The following is a 21,147-nucleotide window of genomic DNA, read 5'->3' as shown; positions in this document are numbered from 1 at the left end:
TTGCAGCGGACGTTAGGATTAACGAGTGCTAGTTTCCCCTATGAGCACAAAGTAATCATTAAAATTGAAGGCTGCATTTCAGACATTATGACTGAAATGCAGTTTCCTAAAGTAAGTAAAGATGACTATACCCTTTTCAAACCTACTAACTGCCGTATATGAGAGCAATCTCAAAGTTATGCTAGTCATAAATATTTAATAATAATTAAGTAAAATAATCATTCGTACTTAACTCATGTTTTACTAAAGCAGTAACGTATAATTGTCTAAATGACGATATCTTAATAGGCGATTTACTTATGTCCACGATTTTTCGAAATACACCTGATAAATAACGAGGTGATAATGGAATCACACCTTTATCTTCATTAGGGGATTGAAATAAATAAATACAATGAGGGTAGCTTTTCTTGAGTAAAGTAACAGCACCTATGATCTGTTGAGTTAATACAACTTCTCTTTTCCCATTTACACCTGAAATAAAAATGATATTACCAACTTCATTAAAATCAGAAAACTTTAAATTATTTAACTCTGCAACCCTCATCCCAGTAAAGGCTGATAGTTTAATAAAAGTAGATACTTTTTTATCATATTTTTCTTCAGCTACAACTAACATCTCATTTAATTTAACTGAAAATATTAATTCACTATTAAATATTTTTTTATCGACCATTTTAATATCACTTTATTTTTAAACGACGATAATAGTTATAGTCACTTTATTCAAAATCTATAATTTTATTTTTAACTCGTACCAAAACGTTACATTTTATTAGGTGCATTCCCTAACCAAATATAGCCAAAAACTGCTTTACACATTTTTCAGCGCTTAAATACTAAAAAACCCGCTAAATTAGCGGGCTTAAGGTGATTAGAAAACTCATTTGGTGTTCTAAAGCTTTACATTCTTACTAGATGTTCCTTAAAAGGGGATATCATCATCAAAATCAATCGTCGGCTCTTGAGGGTTAACTTTAGGAGCTGATTGCTTTTGTTGTCCTTGATTTGCAAAACCACCTTGTTGCTGTGGTGCTGCTTGCTGAGTATAACCACCTTGTTGTGCGGGTGCTTGCTGTTGAAAACCACCTTGTTGAACCGGTGCTTGCTGTTGGAAGCCCCCTTGCTGTTGTGGTGCTGCTTGCTGAGAATAACCACCTTGTTGTGCGGGTGCTTGTTGTTGAAAACCACCACCTTGTTGCTGCCCTTGATTAGCGAAACCACCACCCTGTCCTTGAGAAGGTTTACCATCTAGCATTTGCATTGTGTTAGCTTTAATTTCTGTTTTATAGCGATCTTGACCTGTTTGCTGATCTGTCCATTTACTGGTTTGCAATGAACCCTCAATGTAAATCTTTGAACCTTTTTTCAAATATTCACCCGCAATTTCAGCTAAGCGTTGGTACATCACGATATTATGCCATTCTGTTTTTTCTTTTTGCTCGCCAGTTTGCTTATCTTTCCAGGTTTCTGACGTTGCGAGAGTAAGATTTGCTACTGCACCGCCATTTGGCATAAAACGTACTTCTGGGTCTTTCCCTAAATTACCTAAAATGATTACTTTGTTAACACCGGCCATGAAAAAATCCTATCTTTGTGCGTAAATATTCTATTTACTGATTTACGTTATCGACAAACATAAAATAATTTATCGATGCAATTTTAAAAAGTGGCAATTATTCTATCATTGTGAGTAAAAAATTTCTTTGAGTTTCCGTGCATTTTTAAGTTTATTTTTTGATTATTTTAAACCGACATTATTCTTCTGGAAAAAGGTGAGCCTTCATTTCTATTTTTATCAGCTCCGGTATTTTTAAAGACGATTGATTTTCAAAACAAAAGTGAACCATAACTGCAGTTCCTGACGCACATTTTTTATTTTTTTGCCACGCTTCTTGGTAAACAGTAAACGATGACCCACCTATACGACCTATATAGGTATGGATTTCAATTTCTTCACCATAGTAAAGTTGAGCATGGAATTCCACATCTATTTTAGCCAGAATTAACTGCCAATTTTTTGTATTTAATGCCGGCATAAAAAATCGAAAGACCGGATCTCTCGCTCCTTCAAACCACACAGGTAACAAGGTATTATTTATATGGCCTAGCGCATCGGTATCGCTAAATCTTGGCATTAACTTTTCACTGAACATAAACATTTCTCACAGATTTTAAGTGAGATTATTTTACATACTTTTTCATTGTATTGAAGTGTACAAGCGAAGTTAATAGAATATAAGCTATTGCTATGGTATTTTCGTTATCAATATTTATTGAAGCTTATCAAATTATGACTGACTTTATAGAACTATACCCTAACGCCCTTTCTCCAGAATTTTGTAAAAGATTCATTTATGATTTTGAAGGGAGTCCGCATAAAAACCAAGGACGTACCGGTGGCGGCGTAGATACCAGTAAAAAAATTAGTCAGGATATTTATTTAAATCAGCATGCTGAATTTCAGCCGGCACTGGAAACCATTTTACAAGCCTGTATTACTCATATCACTGAGTATGTCAGCAAATACTACTTTAGCTTGATCAGTAGTATTTCTTTAACCGTACAGCACCCAGTAACAAAGCAGCCCGTACAACTAACCGCTGATAATTTTGAAGAGGTAGGTAGACCTAATTTAGTCAATTTAATACAGTACTTATTTAGACTCGCCCCGATTAATGCTCAAAAATATTTACAGGGTAAAGGTAATTATAATTATTGGCATTCTGAAATATTTCCACAGCTTGGTGATAATAATGCATTGCACAGAAACTTGCTTTTTCTTATATATTTAAATGATGTCGAAGAAGGTGGTGAAACTGATTTTTTCTATCAAGAAAGAAGTGTTAAGCCAAAAGCTGGCACTATGGTTATTGCTCCTTGTGGCTTTACTCATACCCACAGAGGCAATGTACCGGTGTCATCAGATAAGTATGTGTTAACGTCATGGATGCTATTTAACCCCGCAGATAAAATTTACACCCCACAACCTTAGCAAAAACATACCCGTTTCACTTCATCATGCCTATGACATGCTGAAGTGAAAAGCTATAATCTATTTTCTTATAAAAATAGTTTCAGTAATCGGTCTATCTGAGCCATTCTTAATTTTTTTAACAGTTTCTTAGGCTTTTCTGGGTACTGATCTTGGGATTCGAGTTGCAAGTAACTGCTAATTAATTGCGTATGTTGATTAATGACTGCCAGTTCATCAGTGAGCGTAGGTAATAATTTTTGCTTGGCATCGTCAATTAATAAACCATTTTCTAGATCTAAGCCCCAAGCCCGTGGATTTAAATTATTACCGGTCAAAATATGCCAGCGTTCGTCAGCAACGATGCCTTTTAAATGAAAACTATTACTTTCGTGCTGCCATAAACGCACTTTCAGCAGCTTGTTATCAATGTATTTTTGTTGCCTCTTTAAAAATGCCTTTAATAAGGTCTCATAAATATAAGGAATAATACCTATTGTTGAAAATTTATTTTCATCCGCAATAAAAAAATCATTGGCTTTTTTATCGCCAATAATAATAGTCACTTCAACGCCACGCTTTAGCGCTGAACGTAAATCTCGCATAATCGGCTTTGGTAAATTAAAATAGGGGGTAAAAATCAGTAAATTTTTCTTTGATAAACGAATAGTTTCGCGGATCTGTTGATTAAGTTGATTTTTTCTCCTGCCAAAACCAATCAGCGGCACAACAGATAACTCCTCAGCTAAAGGTTCAGGTTGTTGGGCGTAGAAGTTAAAACGTACCGTTTTTAATAACGCTTTTAGTTTAAATATTTTATTTTTTATTTGTAATTTATTAGGTAATGTCGCCACATTTAACTGCGGTGAAAGTTCACTCTTAACAAAGGTTTGTTGAAGGAATTGGCAAAAACTTTCACACAACGCCGGTGATTGAATTTGGTAATAACGGTCTAAACGATATTTTTCAGCTTGGTGCAAATAGATATCATTAATACTCGCCCCCGTATAAAGTAAAGTATTATCAAAAATCATCCCTTTAAAGTGCCAAACGCCCATCAATTCTTTACGTTTAACCGGTACACCGTAAACGGCAATACTTTCACTGTATTGTGAGGCTACTTCAAGATAAAAATCGCGATTACCTTGCCCTGATTTATCACCAATCAGACCCCTTTGCGCGCGATGAAAATCAACAAACACTTTAACATCTAAATGAGGGTTAGTTTGCTTTGCTTGATATAGGGCATGTAATACTTGCTGACCAGCCGCATCATCTTGTAAATATAAAGCCGTTATATAAATACGTGATTGTGCACTTTCGATTAATCGAACTAAGGCGGTAGCGTATTGCTTTGCGCTTGATAGCACCGTAATATTTTCAGCTAAAAGAGGAATACCCGCTAATACTTTATTCATTCAGGAAATCCACTTAATTTATGAACACATTGGTTTAACGGGCAATAATACCTTATTTGTTCGAACAGTCACTTTATTTCGATAAGTCATCGAGTTTAAATTGCGACAGATGCTGAGTAAGGTGGTCGGCCAGTGTTAATAAATTTTCCCCTGCGCCGGCTACATCTTTTGCTGATTGCATAACTAAGTCTGCGTCTTAGGCAATACTTTGGGTATTTTCTGCAATTTCTTTTACCATAACACCCTGCTGATTAACGGCGGTTGATATTTGTAAGGTCGCACCAACAATGTCTTCAACATTATGCGTAACTTCTGTAAAAGTGGTTTTGACAAGTGTGGTTTTATCAACTCCTTGTTTAGCCATTGCAACACATTGGTGCATTGCTTCAACAGAGCGACTGGTGCCTGATTGCAACAAGGCAATTATACGTTGAATTTCGGCTGTAGAATCTTGAGTTCGACTGGCTAACGTTCTAACCTCATCAGTAACAACAGCAAAACCACGCCCCTGCTCTCCAGCTCGTGCAGCTTCGATAGCCGCATTAAGTGCCAACAAATTGGTTTGATCGGCTATTTCTTTTATGACATTAACAAACTGACCAATGTCATGACTATATTTTGCGAATTCATCAATAAGGCCTGCAGACGTATTAACCTCCTCTGAAATATTATTAATGGCTTGTGCCGTGTCACTAATAATATGACCACCTTGATTAACGTGCTCGCTGGTTTGTTCCGTTAATTGCAGTGTCGCTGCGGTATTGTCACAAATCATCTGTACCGAGCCACTAACTTCATTGATAGACTGCACGACCGAGTGTGTGTTTAGCTGTTGCTGGGCAATACTGTGCTTCATATGATCGGTGAGTTGATGAATGTTGTTTGCCGAAACGCGTAATTTGCTAATATCATCACTAAAAATAGTGAGTAACTGGCGTATTTTCTTTGCATTTGACTGAAATTTTTAGCAATGTCACCAAGTTAATCAGACGCGTTAACTCTTAACGCCTGAGAAAAGTTACCGCTACCTAAATACTCAGCCGCTTGGTTGATGGCATTAACATTCTTAACTAAAGAATAATAAATCCCCATGAGTAAGCAGCCAATCACCACAATAACAACCATTAATACTATCGCTAAAGTCCAAAGAGTTTGCTCACTCTTCTGCGTTAGGGTATCAATTCTTGTTAATAACAAACTGTCACTGGTTTTTAGCAAACTTTCAGTCAATTGATAAACCGTATCGGCTAATTGTGTCACTTGCTGCTGAGTTAACGATATTCTATCTGGGTCGATCATCTGTTGATGTAATTTTTGCTGGTAGCCATCAAGTTGTAAATTAAAGTCGGCGTGTTTAGGCAAGTATAAAGACAATTCATCATTAGAACACGATCTAGCTGTACGGTTGTTTTATCAAGTTGTACTTGTAGTTCATCAAGGCGTTTATCAAGCGCGACAACAAGAGTGTAGTTTTCTGCATTAAAACCATTGGTAATAATTTGAGCACTGATTGATTCAGTCCGTTTTAAATATTCTAATAAGGTGGGGATCCGTTGGCTGCTTGCCTCAGCTAAGTAAAAGGCTATCGCGTCATTTTCTCTGGATAAGCCACTTAAAGCGGCAAGGCGTTCTCGTATCGATAAGCTTTGCTCATAAATTGCTTAGTAACCTTCAGTTTGAAGGGAGGTTTGTTTTTCGAGTAAACCTTGCCAAGCCTGCAACAATGTAGAAGTTGAAATATTATTAGGTAAGTTCAATTGTGAAATTTTATTGGTAACTGTACTCGATTTAACTTGTTAAAAGCGACTATCGGCTATAGCTTGCTTTAGTGCTACTACTTGCTGTATTTGTGTTAGCCCAATTAATTGCTCTTCGTGTTGGGTTATCAAAGCACTTTGCTCTTGAACTATCCACCATGATCCAAGAAAAACAGGGAGAACAAACATACCCGCTAAGGGAATAAATTTCGCTTTAAAACGTAAAGCATTAGAAAGTGAGATTGCAGGTTTAAGAAATGCAGACATAATTACTCTTATTTTTATAGGTCAACTGTTATGCGAATATAACTACATAGCAGTTGACCATAAACAGAGTTGCTTTCTTTCAATTATTATTCATATCTTTAACAAGTCGGCGAGCACTCACTGTTAGATTATAGCAGCAAGTTCTGCAGCTTGGCGTATCGCTCTTTTCGCATCTAATTCAGCAGCAACTTTAGCACCACCAATTAAGTGTAGTCCTTGCTCCGCACCCTTGATGCTTTCTAATTTATTATATAAACCACGTTGTGATTCTTGCCCTGCACAAATAATAACATGGTCAACATCTAGTACTTGCTCTATGCCATCAATTTCAATGGTTAAACCTGCATCATCTATTTTCTTGTAACTGACACCAGCTAACATTTTTACACCATTATTTTTTAAGGTCGCTCTGTGGATCCAACCCGTTGTTTTCCCTAACCCTGCACCGACCTTAGTCGACTTCCTTTGCAATAAGTGAATATTACGTGATGTTTTTTCAATAGGCTCTACTGCCGATTTGTCCAGCAAAGCACCATTACTCTGATAACTTTGATCTACGCCCCAGCTCTTTAACCATTTGTCTTTGTTGTTCACGAGAGGACTTTTTTCGTGTTCTTCTGCTAAGTAAACCGCAACATCAAACCCAATACCACCAGCACCAATAACGGCAACATTTTTTCCTATGGGTTGTTTATCACGTAGTACATCTAAATAATTTTTTACTTTTTCATGCTCAATACCTTCTATATCGAGTTTTCTAGGTAAAATTCCCGTTGCAACCACTATTTCATCAAAGCCAGCATTTGCTAGCGTTTCAGCAGTAGCCTCAGTAGATAAATGTAGCTTAATATCGAGTAAATTAATTTGCTTATTAAAATACCTAATCGTTTCATAAAATTCTTCTTTACCTGGTACTTGCTTAGCAAAATTAAATTGACCGCCAATTTCACTAGCACGGTCAAAAATTTCAATTTTATGGCCTCGTTGTGCTGCATAGACACTAAAAGCTAAACCAGCTGGGCCAGCACCAACAACAGCAATACGTTTATTTTTTGCTGCTTTAGCAAAGGTGAGTTCTGTTTCATAACATGCCGTTGGATTCACTAAACAAGAAGCACGTTTTTGCTGAAAAACATGGTCTAAACAAGCTTGATTACAACCAATACAAGTGTTGATTTCATCACTTTTATTTTCCATCGCTTTTTGGACAAATTCCGCATCAGCTAAAAATGGTCGCGCCATTGAAACCATATCTGCCTGTCCTGATGATAAAACTTCTTCAGCGACCTCTGGGGTATTTATGCGGTTAGTTGTCACCAATGGGATAGAAACTTCTTGCTTCATTTTCTCAGTGATCCAAGTAAATGCAGCACGTGGTACCGAAGTAGAAATAGTAGGAATGCGCGCTTCGTGCCAACCAATACCGGTATTGATTAATGTCGCCCCTGCGGCTTCAACCGCCTTTGCCATGGTAACTACATCGGCCCAGCTATTACCTCCATCAACAAGATCTAGCATCGACAATCTAAAAATAAGGATGAATTTTTCACCCACTTTCTCTCTAACGGCTTTAATGATGTCAATGGCTAAGCGCATACGGTTCTCAACGCAGCCTCCCCATTCATCAGTTCTTTTATTAACGCGCACACATGAGAATTGGTTAATTAGATAACCTTCAGAACCCATAATTTCAACACCATCATAGCCTGCACGTTGTGCTAATAATGCTGAATGGGCAAAGTCTTTAATGGTGCCTTTAATTTGACGAACTGACATCGCAGCGGGTGTAAATGGGTTTATAGGTGACTTAACTTTACTTGGCGCAAAGCTAAATGGATGATAAGAATAACGACCAGCGTGCAACAACTGCAAACAAATTTTTGTTGGGTACTGATGAACTGCTTCAGTAATTTTTTTATGCTTAGCGACGTGCCAAAACTTACTGAGTTCACAGCCCATAGGTGTTAGGCGCCCGCGTGCGTTGGGGCTAATACCACCGGTAACAATTAAGCCGACACCACCTTTAGCTCGTGCTTGATAAAAAGCGGCCAATTTATCAAAGCCACCCTTTTCTTCTTCAAGTCCAGTGTGCATTGAGCCCATGAGTGTACGATTTGCTAAGGTGGTAAAACCCAAATCTAATGGGGCTAATAAGTTAGGAAAGGCGCTATTGGCTGTGCTAATTGTCATAGTAGTTCACTTTTTCGGGATTATTTTTATGGTCAAACCAGTTATTATCATTATAAAGTAGACGTTTATAACGATAAATTCAAGTACTATTTTGACAGCTGTCAGATCAAAAATATATTTACTAAAAATTTCAAGCAAGTATGCTGAGTATGATGAAAAAACAGATTATAATTAACGATATCCTTGCCCATTTATCAGCAGAATTGTCCGCGATAAAAACAGCAGCAAATAATGCTCACTTAGCCGCCACTGATGATCAGTCAGTCGCAGAAACTCAATACGATACGCTTGCCATTGAGGCTAGCTATTTAGCGGAAGGTCAATCTAGACGTGTCCATGATATTCAACAAGCTAAACAAGCCATTAAACGGTTTGTTATTTACAACTTTGACGAAAAAACACCTGTTTCAATAGGTGCCTTAGTACAGATAACACCAGAAAAAGGTGAAGATAAATGGTTTTTTATTGCGCCGGCCGCAGGAGGATTTCAAGGCGTGTTAAATACAAAGCCCTATACCGTTATTACACCAAACTCACCGATGGCAAAAGCATTAATAGGTAAGTCTATTGATGATGATGTTGCGCTAACAATAGGCACTAATAAACAATTTTACCTGGTCAGTGGCATTTATTAATAGTGATATTTAAAAGTTTTGTCTCTGCTGAGCTTGCCTATAAGGGATAAGCAAATTCAGCATATGGTTTGTCACTATGGGTTCAAGGCAGCTTTGATATCAGCCAAGTTCACCACTTTATCATCAACCTTGAGGTAAACAACCGATTCTTCTTGCACCAATATCGCTTCGATAACCCCAGGTAACTCAATTAATTTTTCGGCGACTTCATTGGCTTTTTCTTGGCAATCAATGCTAGTCGTGAAAGTATAACTTTTTGATTTTTGCAGTGGTTTCATGCTTATAGCACCAAAAAACCATAATAAAGTGATCAATGACATTACTAAAAATATCGCTTGTTCCCCAAATTGGCTGGCAATAATGCCGCCAATAATACCACCGGTAAAAGCACCTAAAAATTGACTACTCGAATAAATACCCATCACACTGCCTTTTACACCAGCCGGAGCAATGCGAGACAAAATAGATGGCATAGTTGCTTCTAGATAATTAAAGGCAGTAAAAAACATCACCACCAATAGCACTAACGTCCAAAAACCAAGCGGTAAATACCACAACAGTAATAACGAGCCTGCCAGTAATAAGATAGCCGCCGATAACATCTGTTTTTCTTTTTGCTTTTTAATCGCAACAATCATAAAAGGTACCATCAAAAAGAAAGAACCTAACAAAGCGGGTAAATATAATTGCCAATGTTGCTCTAGCGCTAAACCACTAGCAACAAACTGTTTAGGTAAAGTAATAAAACAAGCCGTTAACGCCATATGAAGAATAAATACTCCCCAATTTAAACGTGATAGTTCGGGATTACGAATAAGCTTACTGAGTTGCTCCGGTAAAGCGACACTATCGCCCTTTGGCGCTTTATTTACTGAGTTTGGTACCATGAACTGAATCATGACCATAGCTAAAATGGTTAATATTGCCGTAAACCAAAACAAACCACTCAGCCCAAACGCTTGCGCAACTATAGGCCCAAAAACCATAGCAAGCGTGAACGATAAGCCAATAAACATACCAATAGTTGCCATAACTTTGGGTCGTTGCTCTTCTCGACTCAAATCTGCGGCCAGTGCTAATACCGCACTTGCAATAGCGCCGGTACCTTGTAATGCTCGGCCAAAAACAACGCCATAAATAGTGTCAGACATTGCGGCGACAACACTGCCTAAAAAGAAAATAACTAAACCAATTAAAATGATCGGTTTTCTGCCGTATTTATCAGACAGTATCCCCATAGGTATTTGCAGCATAGCTTGGGTTAGGCCATATGCTCCAATAGCTAAGCCTATCCAAATAGGACTAAAGCCGATCAGTTGCTCGCCATAAATAGCAAACACTGGCAAAATCATAAAAAGCCCAAGCATACGCAAGCCAAAAACGGCGGCTAAAGAAAATGCGGCTTTCTTCTCAATACTGTTTAAACCTTTCGTACTCATGAGGCTCTCTATTTAACGTGTCATAAAAAAGCGAAAATTCGCGCTATAGTAGCACGACAAAGTCCTGAACAAAAACAGAGATTATTACTGATTATTTCCGAGTAATTATGCAATAATACTTGGTTCAAACTTTATGTGAAATAGCGATAGCAGATCTATTGAGTTTGTGCACATTCGGAGAAACTTATTAGAGTGGATATTTATGAAAAACATTGAAGTACGTGGCGCTAGAACGCATAACCTTAAAAACATCAGCTTAGATATTCCTAGAGAAAAATTAGTCGTTATTACTGGGCTTTCGGGTTCAGGTAAATCTTCACTCGCTTTTGATACTTTATATGCAGAAGGTCAGCGACGCTATGTCGAGTCACTTTCGGCTTATGCTCGTCAATTTTTATCGATGATGGAAAAACCTGATGTCGATCACATAGAAGGCTTATCGCCGGCAATTTCTATTGAACAAAAATCAACGTCGCATAATCCACGCTCTACTGTGGGTACTATTACCGAAATTTACGATTACTTACGACTACTTTATGCCCGTGTTGGCGAACCACGTTGCCCGACCCATCATCAACCTTTAGCGGCACAAACAAATTCACAAATGGTCGATAAGGTTTTAGCGCTTGAAGAAGGTACTAAAGTCATGGTGCTTGCACCTGTATTACAAGGCCGAAAGGGTGAGCATGTTAAATTACTCGAGAACCTCGCATCTCAGGGTTATATTCGAGCTAGAATAGATGGCGAGGTTTGTGACTTATCTGATCCTCCAACATTAGAACTTCACAAAAAACATACGATTGAAGTGGTTGTTGACCGCTTAAAAGTAAGAGACGATATTCAACTTCGCTTATCTGAATCTTTTGAAACCGCATTAAGTTTAACCGCGGGTACCGCTAAAGTTGCCTTTATGGATGAACCTGATCGGGAAGAATTAGTCTTTTCAGCTAATTTTGCTTGTTCAAAGTGTGGTTATAGCATGCAAGAACTTGAGCCGCGATTATTCTCATTCAATAATCCAGCAGGTGCCTGTAAAACCTGTGATGGCTTAGGTAATCAACAGTTTTTTGACTCTGCTCGTGTTATTACTAATCCTGAATTGAGCTTAGCGGGTGGTGCAATACGTGGCTGGGACAAACGTAATTTTTACTATTTTCAAATGCTACAAGCACTGTCTGATCATTATAAATTTGCCCTTGATAAACCTTTTGAAAAATTATCCAAGAGTGATCAAGATTTAATCCTTCGTGGTAGTGGTAAACAAGAGATTGAATTCAAATATATGAATGACCGTGGTGATGTCGTTATTCGTAAGCACCCGTTTGAAGGCATAATTAATAATATGGAACGACGATTCCGTGAAACAGAATCTAATGCCGTTCGTGACGAATTATCAAAATACTTAAATAGCCAACATTGTCCTGATTGTAATGGCAGTCGTTTACGCCTTGAAGCGCGTAATGTTTTTATTGCTGATACACCATTAACGGATATTGCCGAGCTTGCTATTTCTGACGCCCTAGCCTTTTTCGAAAACTTAAATTTATCCGGTCAGAAAGCACAAATTGCAGAAAAAATTCTTAAGGAAGTGTGTGAACGTTTAGGTTTCTTAGTTAATGTTGGCTTAAATTACCTGAATTTATCACGCGCTGCTGGGACCTTATCAGGTGGTGAAGCACAACGTATTCGTTTAGCAAGCCAAATAGGTGCTGGTTTAGTTGGCGTAATGTATGTACTAGACGAGCCATCAATTGGGTTACATCAACGCGATAACGAACGTTTATTAAAAACCTTGATCCATTTACGTGATTTAGGCAATACCGTGATCGTGGTTGAACATGATGAAGACGCCATCAGAGCCGCCGATTATGTTATTGATATTGGCCCTGGAGCCGGTGTTCATGGTGGTGAAATCATTGCTCAAGGTGATGTAAATGATATTTTAGCCTGTGAAAATTCACTAACGGGTAAATACCTTTCAGGGCGAGAAGGTATTGAGATACCTAAGGTTCGTGTGCCTTTTGATAAAAACAATGTCGTTGAACTAAAAGGCGCAACCGGTAATAACTTAAAGAATGTTGATTTAATTATACCCAATGGTCTAATGACCTGTGTAACCGGTGTTTCAGGTTCAGGCAAGTCGACCTTAATTAACGATACCCTATTTAAACTTGCTCACATTGCCTTAAATGGTGCGACGACACAAGAACCGGCACCATATAAAGAAATTATCGGTTTAGATTTACTTGATAAAGTTATCGACATTGACCAAAGTCCCATAGGAAGAACACCACGCTCAAACCCTGCAACCTATACGGGTATATTTACTGCTATTCGTGAAATTTTTGCTGCGACTCAAGAATCACGTTCAAGAGGGTATAAACCCGGACGCTTTAGCTTTAATGTAAAAGGCGGGCGTTGTGAAGCTTGCCAAGGCGATGGATTAATTAAAGTTGAAATGCATTTCTTACCTGACGTTTATGTTCCTTGTGATGCGTGTAATTCAAAACGTTATAATCGCGAAACATTAGAAGTAAAATATAAAGGTAAGAGCATCCATGAAGTGCTTGATATGACAATTGAAGACGCGTTAACTTTTTTTGCCCCCATCCCAGCTATTAATCGTAAATTACAAACGTTAATGGATGTTGGTTTAAGTTATATAAAATTAGGTCAGTCGGCCACTACCCTTTCAGGTGGTGAAGCACAACGGGTTAAATTATCAAAAGAGCTATCCAAACGTGATACCGGTAAGACCCTCTATATTCTTGATGAACCAACCACAGGTTTGCATTTTCACGACATCAAACAACTGATGCATGTTATCCATCGATTGCGTGACCATGGCAATACTGTTGTTGTGATAGAGCATAACTTAGACGTGATAAAAACAGCTGATTGGATTATTGATTTAGGTCCTGAAGGTGGTTCTGGTGGTGGAGAAATATTGGTTTCTGGTACACCGGAACAGGTCGCTAAACACAAGACATCACATACCGCCAGGTTCTTAAAACCTTTACTCGAGAAGCAAGCAGCTAAAAAGCGTAAATAAGTTTTAACAAACCCAAAAGGCGTTTACCTCCGTTTAACTTGAAGTTTCAGAATGCAATTGAAATTCAGGTTGAACGGCTACCTATCAAATTGACTTGGTATATCGCGCCTTTTGTCGTTAAGATGGCTTTACTTAATAGACAATATTACTGATACCCTAAATGACGGATACCCAACCTCAGCCATCATGGCAAAACCCATTCATTTACCTACTCGCTTTTTGTAGCGGTTTTTGCATAATGGGCATTGAACTATTAGGTGGCAGAATACTTGCTCCTTTTTTTGGCAGTAGTGTGCATATTTGGGGCAGTATAATTACTGTGTTTATGCTGAGTTTATCGTTTGGCTATTTGGCTGGTGGTAAGCTGTCAACAAAAAATGCTTCATTGAAAAAATATGGTTTTATCTTTGTATTAGCAGGTATTACCGTTTTGCCCGTTGCTTTATGGTCAACAACAATAATGGAACTCATCTTTTTAAATGTTGAAGATTCTCGCTATGGCTCTTTACTCGCCTGTACAGCGCTCTTCTTTATACCTACCATTATTTTAGGAATGATCTCCCCTTACTCGGTCCGCTTATTAGTAACTGACCGAGATAAGAGCGGTCAAATCGCTGGAAAGCTATATTTTGTTTCCACACTAGGCAGCGCATTAGGTACTATTCTTACTTCATTTTATTTGGTGCTCTTTTTTGAAGTCAACAGTATTATTATGGTGTTTAGCTCGATATTAGCCTTATTGGGACTTATTGCTATTGTTTTAAATAAATCGATGAAATCAGTTAGCTTTAATACCGTAGGTGTTGCAAATGAGTAAGCTTAATTATTCAATATTAACTATTTTTATCCTGAGTTGTCTATTTGTTAATAGCACAAGCGCAGAAGTTGTTCACCAAGAGCGTTCATTATATCGAAATATATTGGTTGATGATCAAGGTGATTTACGTTGTTTGAAATTCAATGTGAAAACAACTAAAACGAATCAAAGCTGCTTTTATAAAACTGCCCCTCAACGTTTAGTCTTTAATTATACAAAATTACTCTTTTCCGGTTTGCTATTAATTGAGCAGCCTAAAAGTATTCTTATTGTGGGTTTAGGTGGCGGAACTATGTCAAACATCCTTCAAGAACTCTACCCAACCAGTAAAATTATCAATGTTGAAATAGACCCTGCGGTTGTAAAAGTTGCTCGGCAATATTTTGGCTTCCTCGAAAACCAAGCTGTTTCATCGGTAATACAAGATGGTAGAATTTTTATTAAACGCGCGCTGATCAGAAAACAACAATACGATTGGATAATTCTTGATGCGTTTAACGGTGATTACATTCCTGAGCACTTATTAACGCAAGAGTTTTTACAAGAGGCTAAAGATTTACTTAGCCCAGAAGGTGTATTAAGTGCTAATACTTTTTCAGTCAGTGATTTATATGCACATGAATCGGCTACCTATAAGGCAGTATTTGGCGATTTTTACAATGTACGAAACTATAAAAATAGTAATCGCATTATCTTAGCCGCCAAAGGACAACTGCCAAGTATTGAATTAATTAATCAGCGAGCAAAAAAATTACATACACGTTTAACACCTTTCAATATTGATTTATTAAAGATCAGCCAACAAATGACAGCAATCAGTATCGAGCAAGACTGGCCAGAAAAGACCAAGTTATTAACAGACCAATTTTCGCCGGCTAACTTATTGAATTAAGAAAGGGGCACTTAACTTTGTGCTCTTAACTTTAACGGATGGCTCTGCAATTACTTTAAATAGCTAATACTTTGATCAGTAACACAACGAGTAAAGCTTTTTTGCCTTTCTTCTCGGCTTAACGTTGAAATACTTGCCGTTACCACCGCCATTTGGTCTAACTTCTGCTGCGCTGGTAAACTTGATAATTGCTCAGAAAAACAGCCATGCAAACCATAATTCAAGGCAATATCAGACTTTGTTGTTGCTCCCGCTAAACAAACCGTTAATTTTTCAGCCAGTAAATTTCGGTCCATGTCTTCAACAAGCTCCTTTACTTGATAATTAGCATTACCGCTATTTTTAGCTTGGTCACAAGCAAAAAACATATCTGCAACCGCAACTACCGGTATCAAGCGCTCATGTTGAGCACTAAAACGTAATTTCAGCCATTTGTCGTGCTCAAGTTGCTCGGGTGTTTTATCTGCTGAAGCGTTCGCTATGCTCGATGATAAAATAAAAGTAATGAACAAGGAGCTGATCTGTAAAAGTATTTTCATAAGTATGTCTAAAAGATAAAGTATTGCGTGCAATTTACCTTACTCATCATTAAAAATACAATTATCGTTTTATAACTATCACACTTCACCTCATTAAATATCCGTGTTCTAATAAGAAAAACTCTGCAAAGTAAAATACTATGAACTCTAGAAAATTAATTCCATTATTATTCACTGTCCTGACCAGTTTTTGTTTTACAACGGTAAGTTTTGCTCAGCCAATAGCGCAGGAAAACGTATTACAAAATTTTGATAAATTAATTGCTGATCACAAAGGACAAGTGATCTATTTAGATTTTTGGGCATCTTGGTGTGGTCCTTGTCGACAATCATTCCCGTGGATGAACGAAATACAAGCGCAATATAAACAGCAAGGCTTAACTATTATCAGTGTTAACGTTGATAACAATAAAGCATTAGCAGATGAATTTTTGGCAGAAGTTCCAGCTAATTTCACCGTTTTTTATGACCCTAAAGGCAAAGTTGCCCGTAAGTTTAAACTAAAAGGCATGCCTAGCAGCTACATCATTGACCGTTCAGGAAAAGTGGTTAGTGCTCATGTTGGGTTTTCTGAAAGTAAAAAAGAAAAGTATCAACAAGAGTTAACAGCTTTACTTCAGCCCAAAGAGTAAAGAATACTTAACCAACAATAGCTAAAAAGGCTCAGCTATTTATAAATAGACCAGACCTTAATTAGCGTTAATAAGTCTGGGGTTAGACACTCACTAAGGGTAATATTAACGTTTTTTATGAGTAAACTTTAGCCAAATATAAATACCACTCACTGAAAGTAAGATAAGCATCAAAGCAACAATATCCATAAACCAAACACCTAAGTTACCGAATAATCGCCCAGAGTGAGCATCAAGAATCACTCTTTCCCAGTTTAGAAACTGCGATTGGAATTTTTTGTTCGCCACAACCAACTCATTTTCTGTCGCAGAAGCACTTTCCACCCATGAAGGATCAATCAGTGTAGTGATCTTTTGCCATTCAAAGAAATCACTATCTCCTTGAAAATAACCCTCTGGTGTATTTAAAACAAGCTGATCACCAATAATGCTAAATGCTGAAATAGGCGTAGGTAAATCACTAGAACTGTCGATTTTATCAATAATCTGCCCTTCGTCAGTAAAAATAACAACTTGGTTTGTAGTAACCAACAATAGATATGATTGAAAGCGACTAATACCAATAACAGGCGTATCACTTTGAAAAACCACTTGATCGTTTAACCAGATAAGCTGGTCAGTGATTAACCATTCTTTTTGTTGATAAAAACGAATATCACTCGGGGGTTTAATTCCATAATGATTAAGTAGCATCGAGCTAGTGATTGATTTATCTGACAAAGAAAAAAATGAGGTATGGTTTAAAGCAATACCAGAAATAGAAAGAAAAATCAGGAAGAATGCGGCGAATATACCCAGTTGACGATGCCATTTTCGCAGATGACGAACAACACGATTACGAATTAAATATGCTGATTTTTTATTTATCATTGGGATACGTTAGACCTATCTAAATAAACTTATTACCGGTAAAAATTAAACGTTTACCTTTTTATTTAACCACAATGCCAAACGTGCAACTTTAGTTAGCGCGCGTACCGACATGGTTGCCCCTGTTATACCATCAATATGCTGATTAAGCATATTTTCTTTAGTAAGTGAGGCTGACTTAAACTGATTTGTGAAAAAGTCATGTCGAACTTCATCACCACGGGACTCTCTATAAACAAGGACTTTAAGGTCAACTACCTGCTCGTCTTTAATATGAACACCAATTGTAATAGGTTGTTCTTTACCTATTTCTTCAAGCACCCAAACCGTTGCATTTTCTTGCTTCCAGTACCTTACGCGTAAACGGTTATATTCATGGCTCATAATATCACTAATTGCCACTTTGTCATCATTTGACAACCATAGCGCTTTAGATTTTGGTGATTCACCATTAAAAGAACTGCTAATAAACTGCTTAGCTGTTTGATAAATACCATTCGCAAATGCCGGAGTTTGCAAACTAAGTATAACTAAGAAAGTGAATATAATTTTAACCACATGTCACCCTTGATGATAAATAAATTTGTTTAAACGCAAAAGTGAATGAGCCAACTATGCTCATTCACTTCCATGTGAATTATAACCTAACGCAAGTTTGCGATAAGTAAATAAAATTAAAACTGGTAGCCAAAACCTAAGTTAAAGCCTTGCGAGTCATTTGAACCACTTAATTCTTCAAAATCAGCTTTTAGTACAACATTTTCATGTAAATAATAATTGATACCTACGCTGGTTGATTCAACAGCATCAGAAGAACTAGCACCTGCTTCATTATTATATTCAGCATAACGAGCAAAAGCGCCCATCTTTTCATTAAACATATATGAAGGTTCTACATACCAACCTGTTTGCTCATCTCGACCTAATGCTTTGGCTTCTTTACCGCAAATATTCCAAGCGGCATATAGTGCGCGAACGGTGAAGTTATTAACTTGATAAATAGCATGAGCTTCAATTAATATCGCAGCAGCATCGTCAACACCAGCGGCACTTTGAGTCAAATCTGTTTGATACTGAACAGTTGCCGCTAACTCTAATCCTAGAATAGCGGTATATTTAATACGACCAGTGTAGGCTAAGTTTTCAGCTGAAGCGTTAGAAACTTTTTGACGTCCGCCTCTGATTTTATAATCATTCCCTACATTTAAACCACTTGTTATAGCAGCATCAACGGCTAAGCCTGGAGCTAATTTAAAATTCCCTGCAACACCCGCTTCCCACCAAGTGGCTGGGATAATATTCTTTTCAACGCCGTTGCGCTCAACACCGTAAAAAGTTGGTGGCTCATGCGTTTCATTAATAATACCTACAGGCACTAAAAATAAGCCTGTTTTGGTTGTTATTGTATCGCTGTAGTCATACTCTACATAAGCTTGCTCTAGCTCAACTTCACCATCTTGCCCTTCGCCAGCAATGCTATGCTCTAATTCAAACTCAGAGAAAAAACGTAATTTGTTTTTAAATTCATGGCCAAAAAATAAAACAAAGCGATGAAAATCAACTTTTGCATCTTTATCTTCGTAGTTGTTGTAATGTAATTCGCCATAGCCACCAATGGTCGTTTTAGCAAATGAGCTTGCCGTCGAGCTTGATTCAACTTGGTCAGCAGTAGCCTCAAGACGTTGCTCTGTTTCGTCTAAACGTTCTTCTAAGTTTTTTAATACTTTTTGTTGCTGTGCAATAACTTTACGTAATTCTTCAGTATCGTTATTTGCAAGAACAGCCGAACTAGTAAATAATCCAACAAGTGCCGAAGCAATTAAGGTTTTCTTCATCATGAATTTCATGTCCGTCAAATTTTGTAGAGAGAGTTTTTTATAATCAAAGCGTAATACAAACGATTATCATTAAGTCTTTCGTTTGTGTTTGATAACGATCAATGTTTATACTAAATACTGGGTATCCTATAAATGGTAGCATTGATATATGTTATGTTTGTAATCAAGTTAATCTCTTCGCCGTCCAGTTTACTTGAATAATCAATATAAGCTTAAAAGAAAGTAAGTACTGAATCATGTCCCTATAGACTACCAGCCATCCCTAGTATAAAAGCTACACTTGAAGATATAACAGCAAGCATTTTAGATAAAAGACTCGCTAATGCTGTTTTTTATTGTCGCATGAGCTTTATTTACTTTAGTAACATTAACCAAGCCTTAGCGTAGTCGGGTAAATGTTTATTACCTTGGTGATAATCACTCCAACCTTTGTAGCTGTCTACTAACATATCTAATTGGAATAAATTATCATCGAACGCTCCACCTTGATCAGCTAGAACACCGATACGTGATATATTTTCATTATTACGGTCATAGCTAACCATAAAGAGTTTACCCAACCCTAGCTGCTTTACATTGCCAGCAAACGTTACTTGAGATTTTAACGCTATCTTATCCTCTTGTTTTTGGCCATAGCCCATAATGCTAGGGACCTCAATAAAGTACCAATATCTTGCTTGCTCTCGTTTTCCTAGTGCATAATCATAAGCTATGCCGTTATTACGGTGAACATTAAAGTAACGAACTTTTCCACCGACGTTTACCACGCCAGTACCTTGTAACAAAACATCATGTAATGCTTCTTCAGATAACCAAATTAGAGGTTTAACCGCTGTATTATCTGATAAGGCTCCTGCCATAATATTTTGTCGAGTATACCTATACCTTATCAATTGCTCGTTTTGGTTTTCAGCTTGCTCTAATGAAAGACCTTCCTCATCAGTCGGTAAGGCATACAAAGCTTGATTATATTTAGTGGTTTTAACGGTACTGGCATCTAATAGTTTTGTATAATATTTAGTAAGAAAAATTTTATCTTTTGGAATACTATTTAGTAATCGACTTTTAACTTCATTGGTACTTTTATCTGCAATGAGTTGTGCTGTCTGTGTATCAGGGAGCCAACGAAAAAAATTAAAATTCTCTTTTACAAATGCTATATCGTGTAGGCGACTCTGTCGTTTTGCTTGAACGTCATCACGATAAGTTGTACAGATAAACGCCAATGTTTGTTCAATATCTTGCATACTAATTTTATTGTTAAATACTGTCCCTGGGTGTACTGCAAACTTATCACTAGGAACCTTTCCTATATAATCCATTGTATTTTCAGTGACTTGACATAAGTCACTTGCTTTAAAATCTACAAGTTTATTAATACTTGGTGATTTTTCAAGGACGAATTCATAAGAATTCACTTGAAATGTAAACAACAATACAGAGGAAAATAAATATATTAAGTAGCGCATTAATCAGACCTATTAAAACTTTTTCAATATTGTAACTATTAAGCTAATAAAAGATATAGGTTTATCATAGAACAAACAGCAAAATATCCTACTCTGACATGGCATGTCGAATACAAGTCACACTACCCTTGTTATCAGTCCATGCTAGTTATGGATTTTGTCTTTTTTAAACACCAGAAAGCAAAAAACCCGTACCATCAGCTACGGGTTTCTCTAATTGGAAGCGTAGAATGTCCTATTCTCACACGGGCATGTCGAACATAAGTCACACTACCGTTGGCGTCACTACTTAATTAGTTATAAATGGTGTATTTTCAGACGTCAGAAAGCAAAAAAACCGTTACGTTAGTGACGGGTT

Annotated in this window: 20 protein-coding genes; 6 read left to right on the top strand and 14 right to left on the bottom strand. The window is 37.3% G+C overall.

Annotated elements, in window-relative coordinates:
- Positions 1-205 precede the first annotated feature (205 nt).
- The 3 genes from H4J67_RS18335 to H4J67_RS18325 form a co-directional block, all read right to left on the bottom strand.
- The gene (locus tag H4J67_RS18335) at positions 206-676 is read right to left on the bottom strand and encodes a site-specific integrase (RefSeq protein WP_182171474.1); all 471 of its coding nucleotides are present in this window, start codon (positions 674-676) and stop codon (positions 206-208) included.
- Positions 677-925: 249 nt separating this feature from the next.
- Positions 926-1,579 carry a single-stranded DNA-binding protein gene (gene ssb / locus H4J67_RS18330; RefSeq protein ID WP_182171471.1) on the bottom strand — a complete coding sequence of 218 codons (654 nt, stop codon included), beginning with the start codon at positions 1,577-1,579 and terminating at the stop codon, positions 926-928.
- 178 nt (positions 1,580-1,757) lie between these two features.
- Positions 1,758-2,156, bottom strand: coding sequence for a thioesterase family protein (locus H4J67_RS18325; protein WP_182171468.1), 399 nt, complete (start codon positions 2,154-2,156; stop codon positions 1,758-1,760).
- Positions 2,157-2,293: 137 nt separating this feature from the next.
- Between H4J67_RS18325 and H4J67_RS18320 the strand changes: the two genes are divergently transcribed.
- The gene (locus tag H4J67_RS18320) at positions 2,294-2,995 is read left to right on the top strand and encodes a 2OG-Fe(II) oxygenase (RefSeq protein WP_182171490.1); all 702 of its coding nucleotides are present in this window, start codon (positions 2,294-2,296) and stop codon (positions 2,993-2,995) included.
- A gap of 68 nt (positions 2,996-3,063) precedes the next feature.
- On the opposite strand, the gene pssA is transcribed toward H4J67_RS18320, so the two are convergent.
- The 5 genes from pssA to H4J67_RS18295 all read right to left on the bottom strand — a co-directional run bounded on the left by pssA (position 3,064) and on the right by H4J67_RS18295 (position 8,606).
- On the bottom strand, positions 3,064-4,392 hold the full coding sequence (gene pssA, locus H4J67_RS18315) for a CDP-diacylglycerol--serine O-phosphatidyltransferase (RefSeq protein ID WP_182171465.1): 1,329 nt from the start codon (positions 4,390-4,392) through the stop codon (positions 3,064-3,066).
- A 196-nt stretch (positions 4,393-4,588) separates the two neighbouring features.
- Positions 4,589-5,248 carry a methyl-accepting chemotaxis protein gene (locus tag H4J67_RS18310; RefSeq protein WP_182204626.1) on the bottom strand — a complete coding sequence of 220 codons (660 nt, stop codon included), beginning with the start codon at positions 5,246-5,248 and terminating at the stop codon, positions 4,589-4,591.
- Between the two features lie 125 nt (positions 5,249-5,373).
- Positions 5,374-5,754 (bottom strand): hypothetical protein, encoded by a 381-nt coding sequence (locus H4J67_RS18305; RefSeq protein WP_182171459.1) that lies wholly within the window; start codon positions 5,752-5,754, stop codon positions 5,374-5,376.
- A 434-nt stretch (positions 5,755-6,188) separates the two neighbouring features.
- Positions 6,189-6,416, bottom strand: a complete 228-nt coding sequence (locus H4J67_RS18300) for a hypothetical protein (protein ID WP_182171456.1) — start codon at positions 6,414-6,416, stop codon at positions 6,189-6,191.
- 123 nt (positions 6,417-6,539) lie between these two features.
- Positions 6,540-8,606 carry an NADPH-dependent 2,4-dienoyl-CoA reductase gene (locus tag H4J67_RS18295; RefSeq protein ID WP_182204624.1) on the bottom strand — a complete coding sequence of 689 codons (2,067 nt, stop codon included), beginning with the start codon at positions 8,604-8,606 and terminating at the stop codon, positions 6,540-6,542.
- 149 nt (positions 8,607-8,755) lie between these two features.
- On the opposite strand from H4J67_RS18295, the gene H4J67_RS18290 reads away from it, so the two are divergent.
- Positions 8,756-9,241: a GreA/GreB family elongation factor gene (locus tag H4J67_RS18290; protein WP_182204622.1), complete on the top strand. Its 486-nt coding sequence runs from the start codon at positions 8,756-8,758 to the stop codon at positions 9,239-9,241.
- 74 nt (positions 9,242-9,315) lie between these two features.
- Here the strand turns inward: H4J67_RS18290 and H4J67_RS18285 are convergent, their stop codons facing one another.
- Positions 9,316-10,680, bottom strand: coding sequence for an MFS transporter (locus H4J67_RS18285; RefSeq protein ID WP_182204620.1), 1,365 nt, complete (start codon positions 10,678-10,680; stop codon positions 9,316-9,318).
- 202 nt (positions 10,681-10,882) lie between these two features.
- On the opposite strand from H4J67_RS18285, the gene uvrA reads away from it, so the two are divergent.
- The 3 genes from uvrA to H4J67_RS18270 all read left to right on the top strand — a co-directional run bounded on the left by uvrA (position 10,883) and on the right by H4J67_RS18270 (position 15,441).
- Complete coding sequence (gene uvrA / locus H4J67_RS18280) at positions 10,883-13,732, top strand: excinuclease ABC subunit UvrA (protein ID WP_182171444.1); 2,850 nt, start codon at positions 10,883-10,885, stop codon at positions 13,730-13,732.
- 160 nt (positions 13,733-13,892) lie between these two features.
- Positions 13,893-14,549 carry a fused MFS/spermidine synthase gene (locus H4J67_RS18275; RefSeq protein WP_182171441.1) on the top strand — a complete coding sequence of 219 codons (657 nt, stop codon included), beginning with the start codon at positions 13,893-13,895 and terminating at the stop codon, positions 14,547-14,549.
- Positions 14,542-15,441, top strand: a complete 900-nt coding sequence (locus H4J67_RS18270) for a spermidine synthase (RefSeq protein ID WP_182171438.1) — start codon at positions 14,542-14,544, stop codon at positions 15,439-15,441. The genes H4J67_RS18275 and H4J67_RS18270 overlap by 8 nt, the downstream gene beginning before the upstream one ends.
- Before the next feature lie 50 nt (positions 15,442-15,491).
- On the opposite strand, the gene H4J67_RS18265 is transcribed toward H4J67_RS18270, so the two are convergent.
- Complete coding sequence (locus H4J67_RS18265; protein ID WP_182204619.1) at positions 15,492-15,980, bottom strand: hypothetical protein; 489 nt, start codon at positions 15,978-15,980, stop codon at positions 15,492-15,494.
- Between the two features lie 140 nt (positions 15,981-16,120).
- Here H4J67_RS18265 and H4J67_RS18260 point away from each other — a divergent pair, with 140 nt between their 5' ends.
- A complete protein-coding gene (locus tag H4J67_RS18260; RefSeq protein WP_182171432.1) occupies positions 16,121-16,612 on the top strand; it encodes a TlpA disulfide reductase family protein in 492 nt (163 codons plus the stop codon).
- 105 nt (positions 16,613-16,717) lie between these two features.
- Here H4J67_RS18260 and H4J67_RS18255 read toward each other — a convergent pair whose 3' ends face one another.
- The 4 genes from H4J67_RS18255 to H4J67_RS18240 all read right to left on the bottom strand — a co-directional run bounded on the left by H4J67_RS18255 (position 16,718) and on the right by H4J67_RS18240 (position 20,789).
- Positions 16,718-17,482 carry a PepSY-associated TM helix domain-containing protein gene (locus H4J67_RS18255; RefSeq protein ID WP_182204617.1) on the bottom strand — a complete coding sequence of 255 codons (765 nt, stop codon included), beginning with the start codon at positions 17,480-17,482 and terminating at the stop codon, positions 16,718-16,720.
- Positions 17,483-17,527: 45 nt separating this feature from the next.
- Positions 17,528-18,040, bottom strand: coding sequence for an FMN-binding protein (locus H4J67_RS18250; protein WP_182171425.1), 513 nt, complete (start codon positions 18,038-18,040; stop codon positions 17,528-17,530).
- Between the two features lie 116 nt (positions 18,041-18,156).
- Positions 18,157-19,317, bottom strand: a complete 1,161-nt coding sequence (locus tag H4J67_RS18245; RefSeq protein ID WP_182204631.1) for a porin — start codon at positions 19,315-19,317, stop codon at positions 18,157-18,159.
- A gap of 356 nt (positions 19,318-19,673) precedes the next feature.
- Positions 19,674-20,789: an MltA domain-containing protein gene (locus tag H4J67_RS18240; RefSeq protein WP_182171422.1), complete on the bottom strand. Its 1,116-nt coding sequence runs from the start codon at positions 20,787-20,789 to the stop codon at positions 19,674-19,676.
- Between the last annotated feature and the right edge of the window lie 358 nt (positions 20,790-21,147).

The organism is Colwellia sp. BRX10-4, from assembly GCF_014077465.1.
GTDB lineage: Bacteria > Pseudomonadota > Gammaproteobacteria > Enterobacterales > Alteromonadaceae > Colwellia_A.
This window is presented reverse-complemented; position numbering and strand designations above follow the sequence as displayed.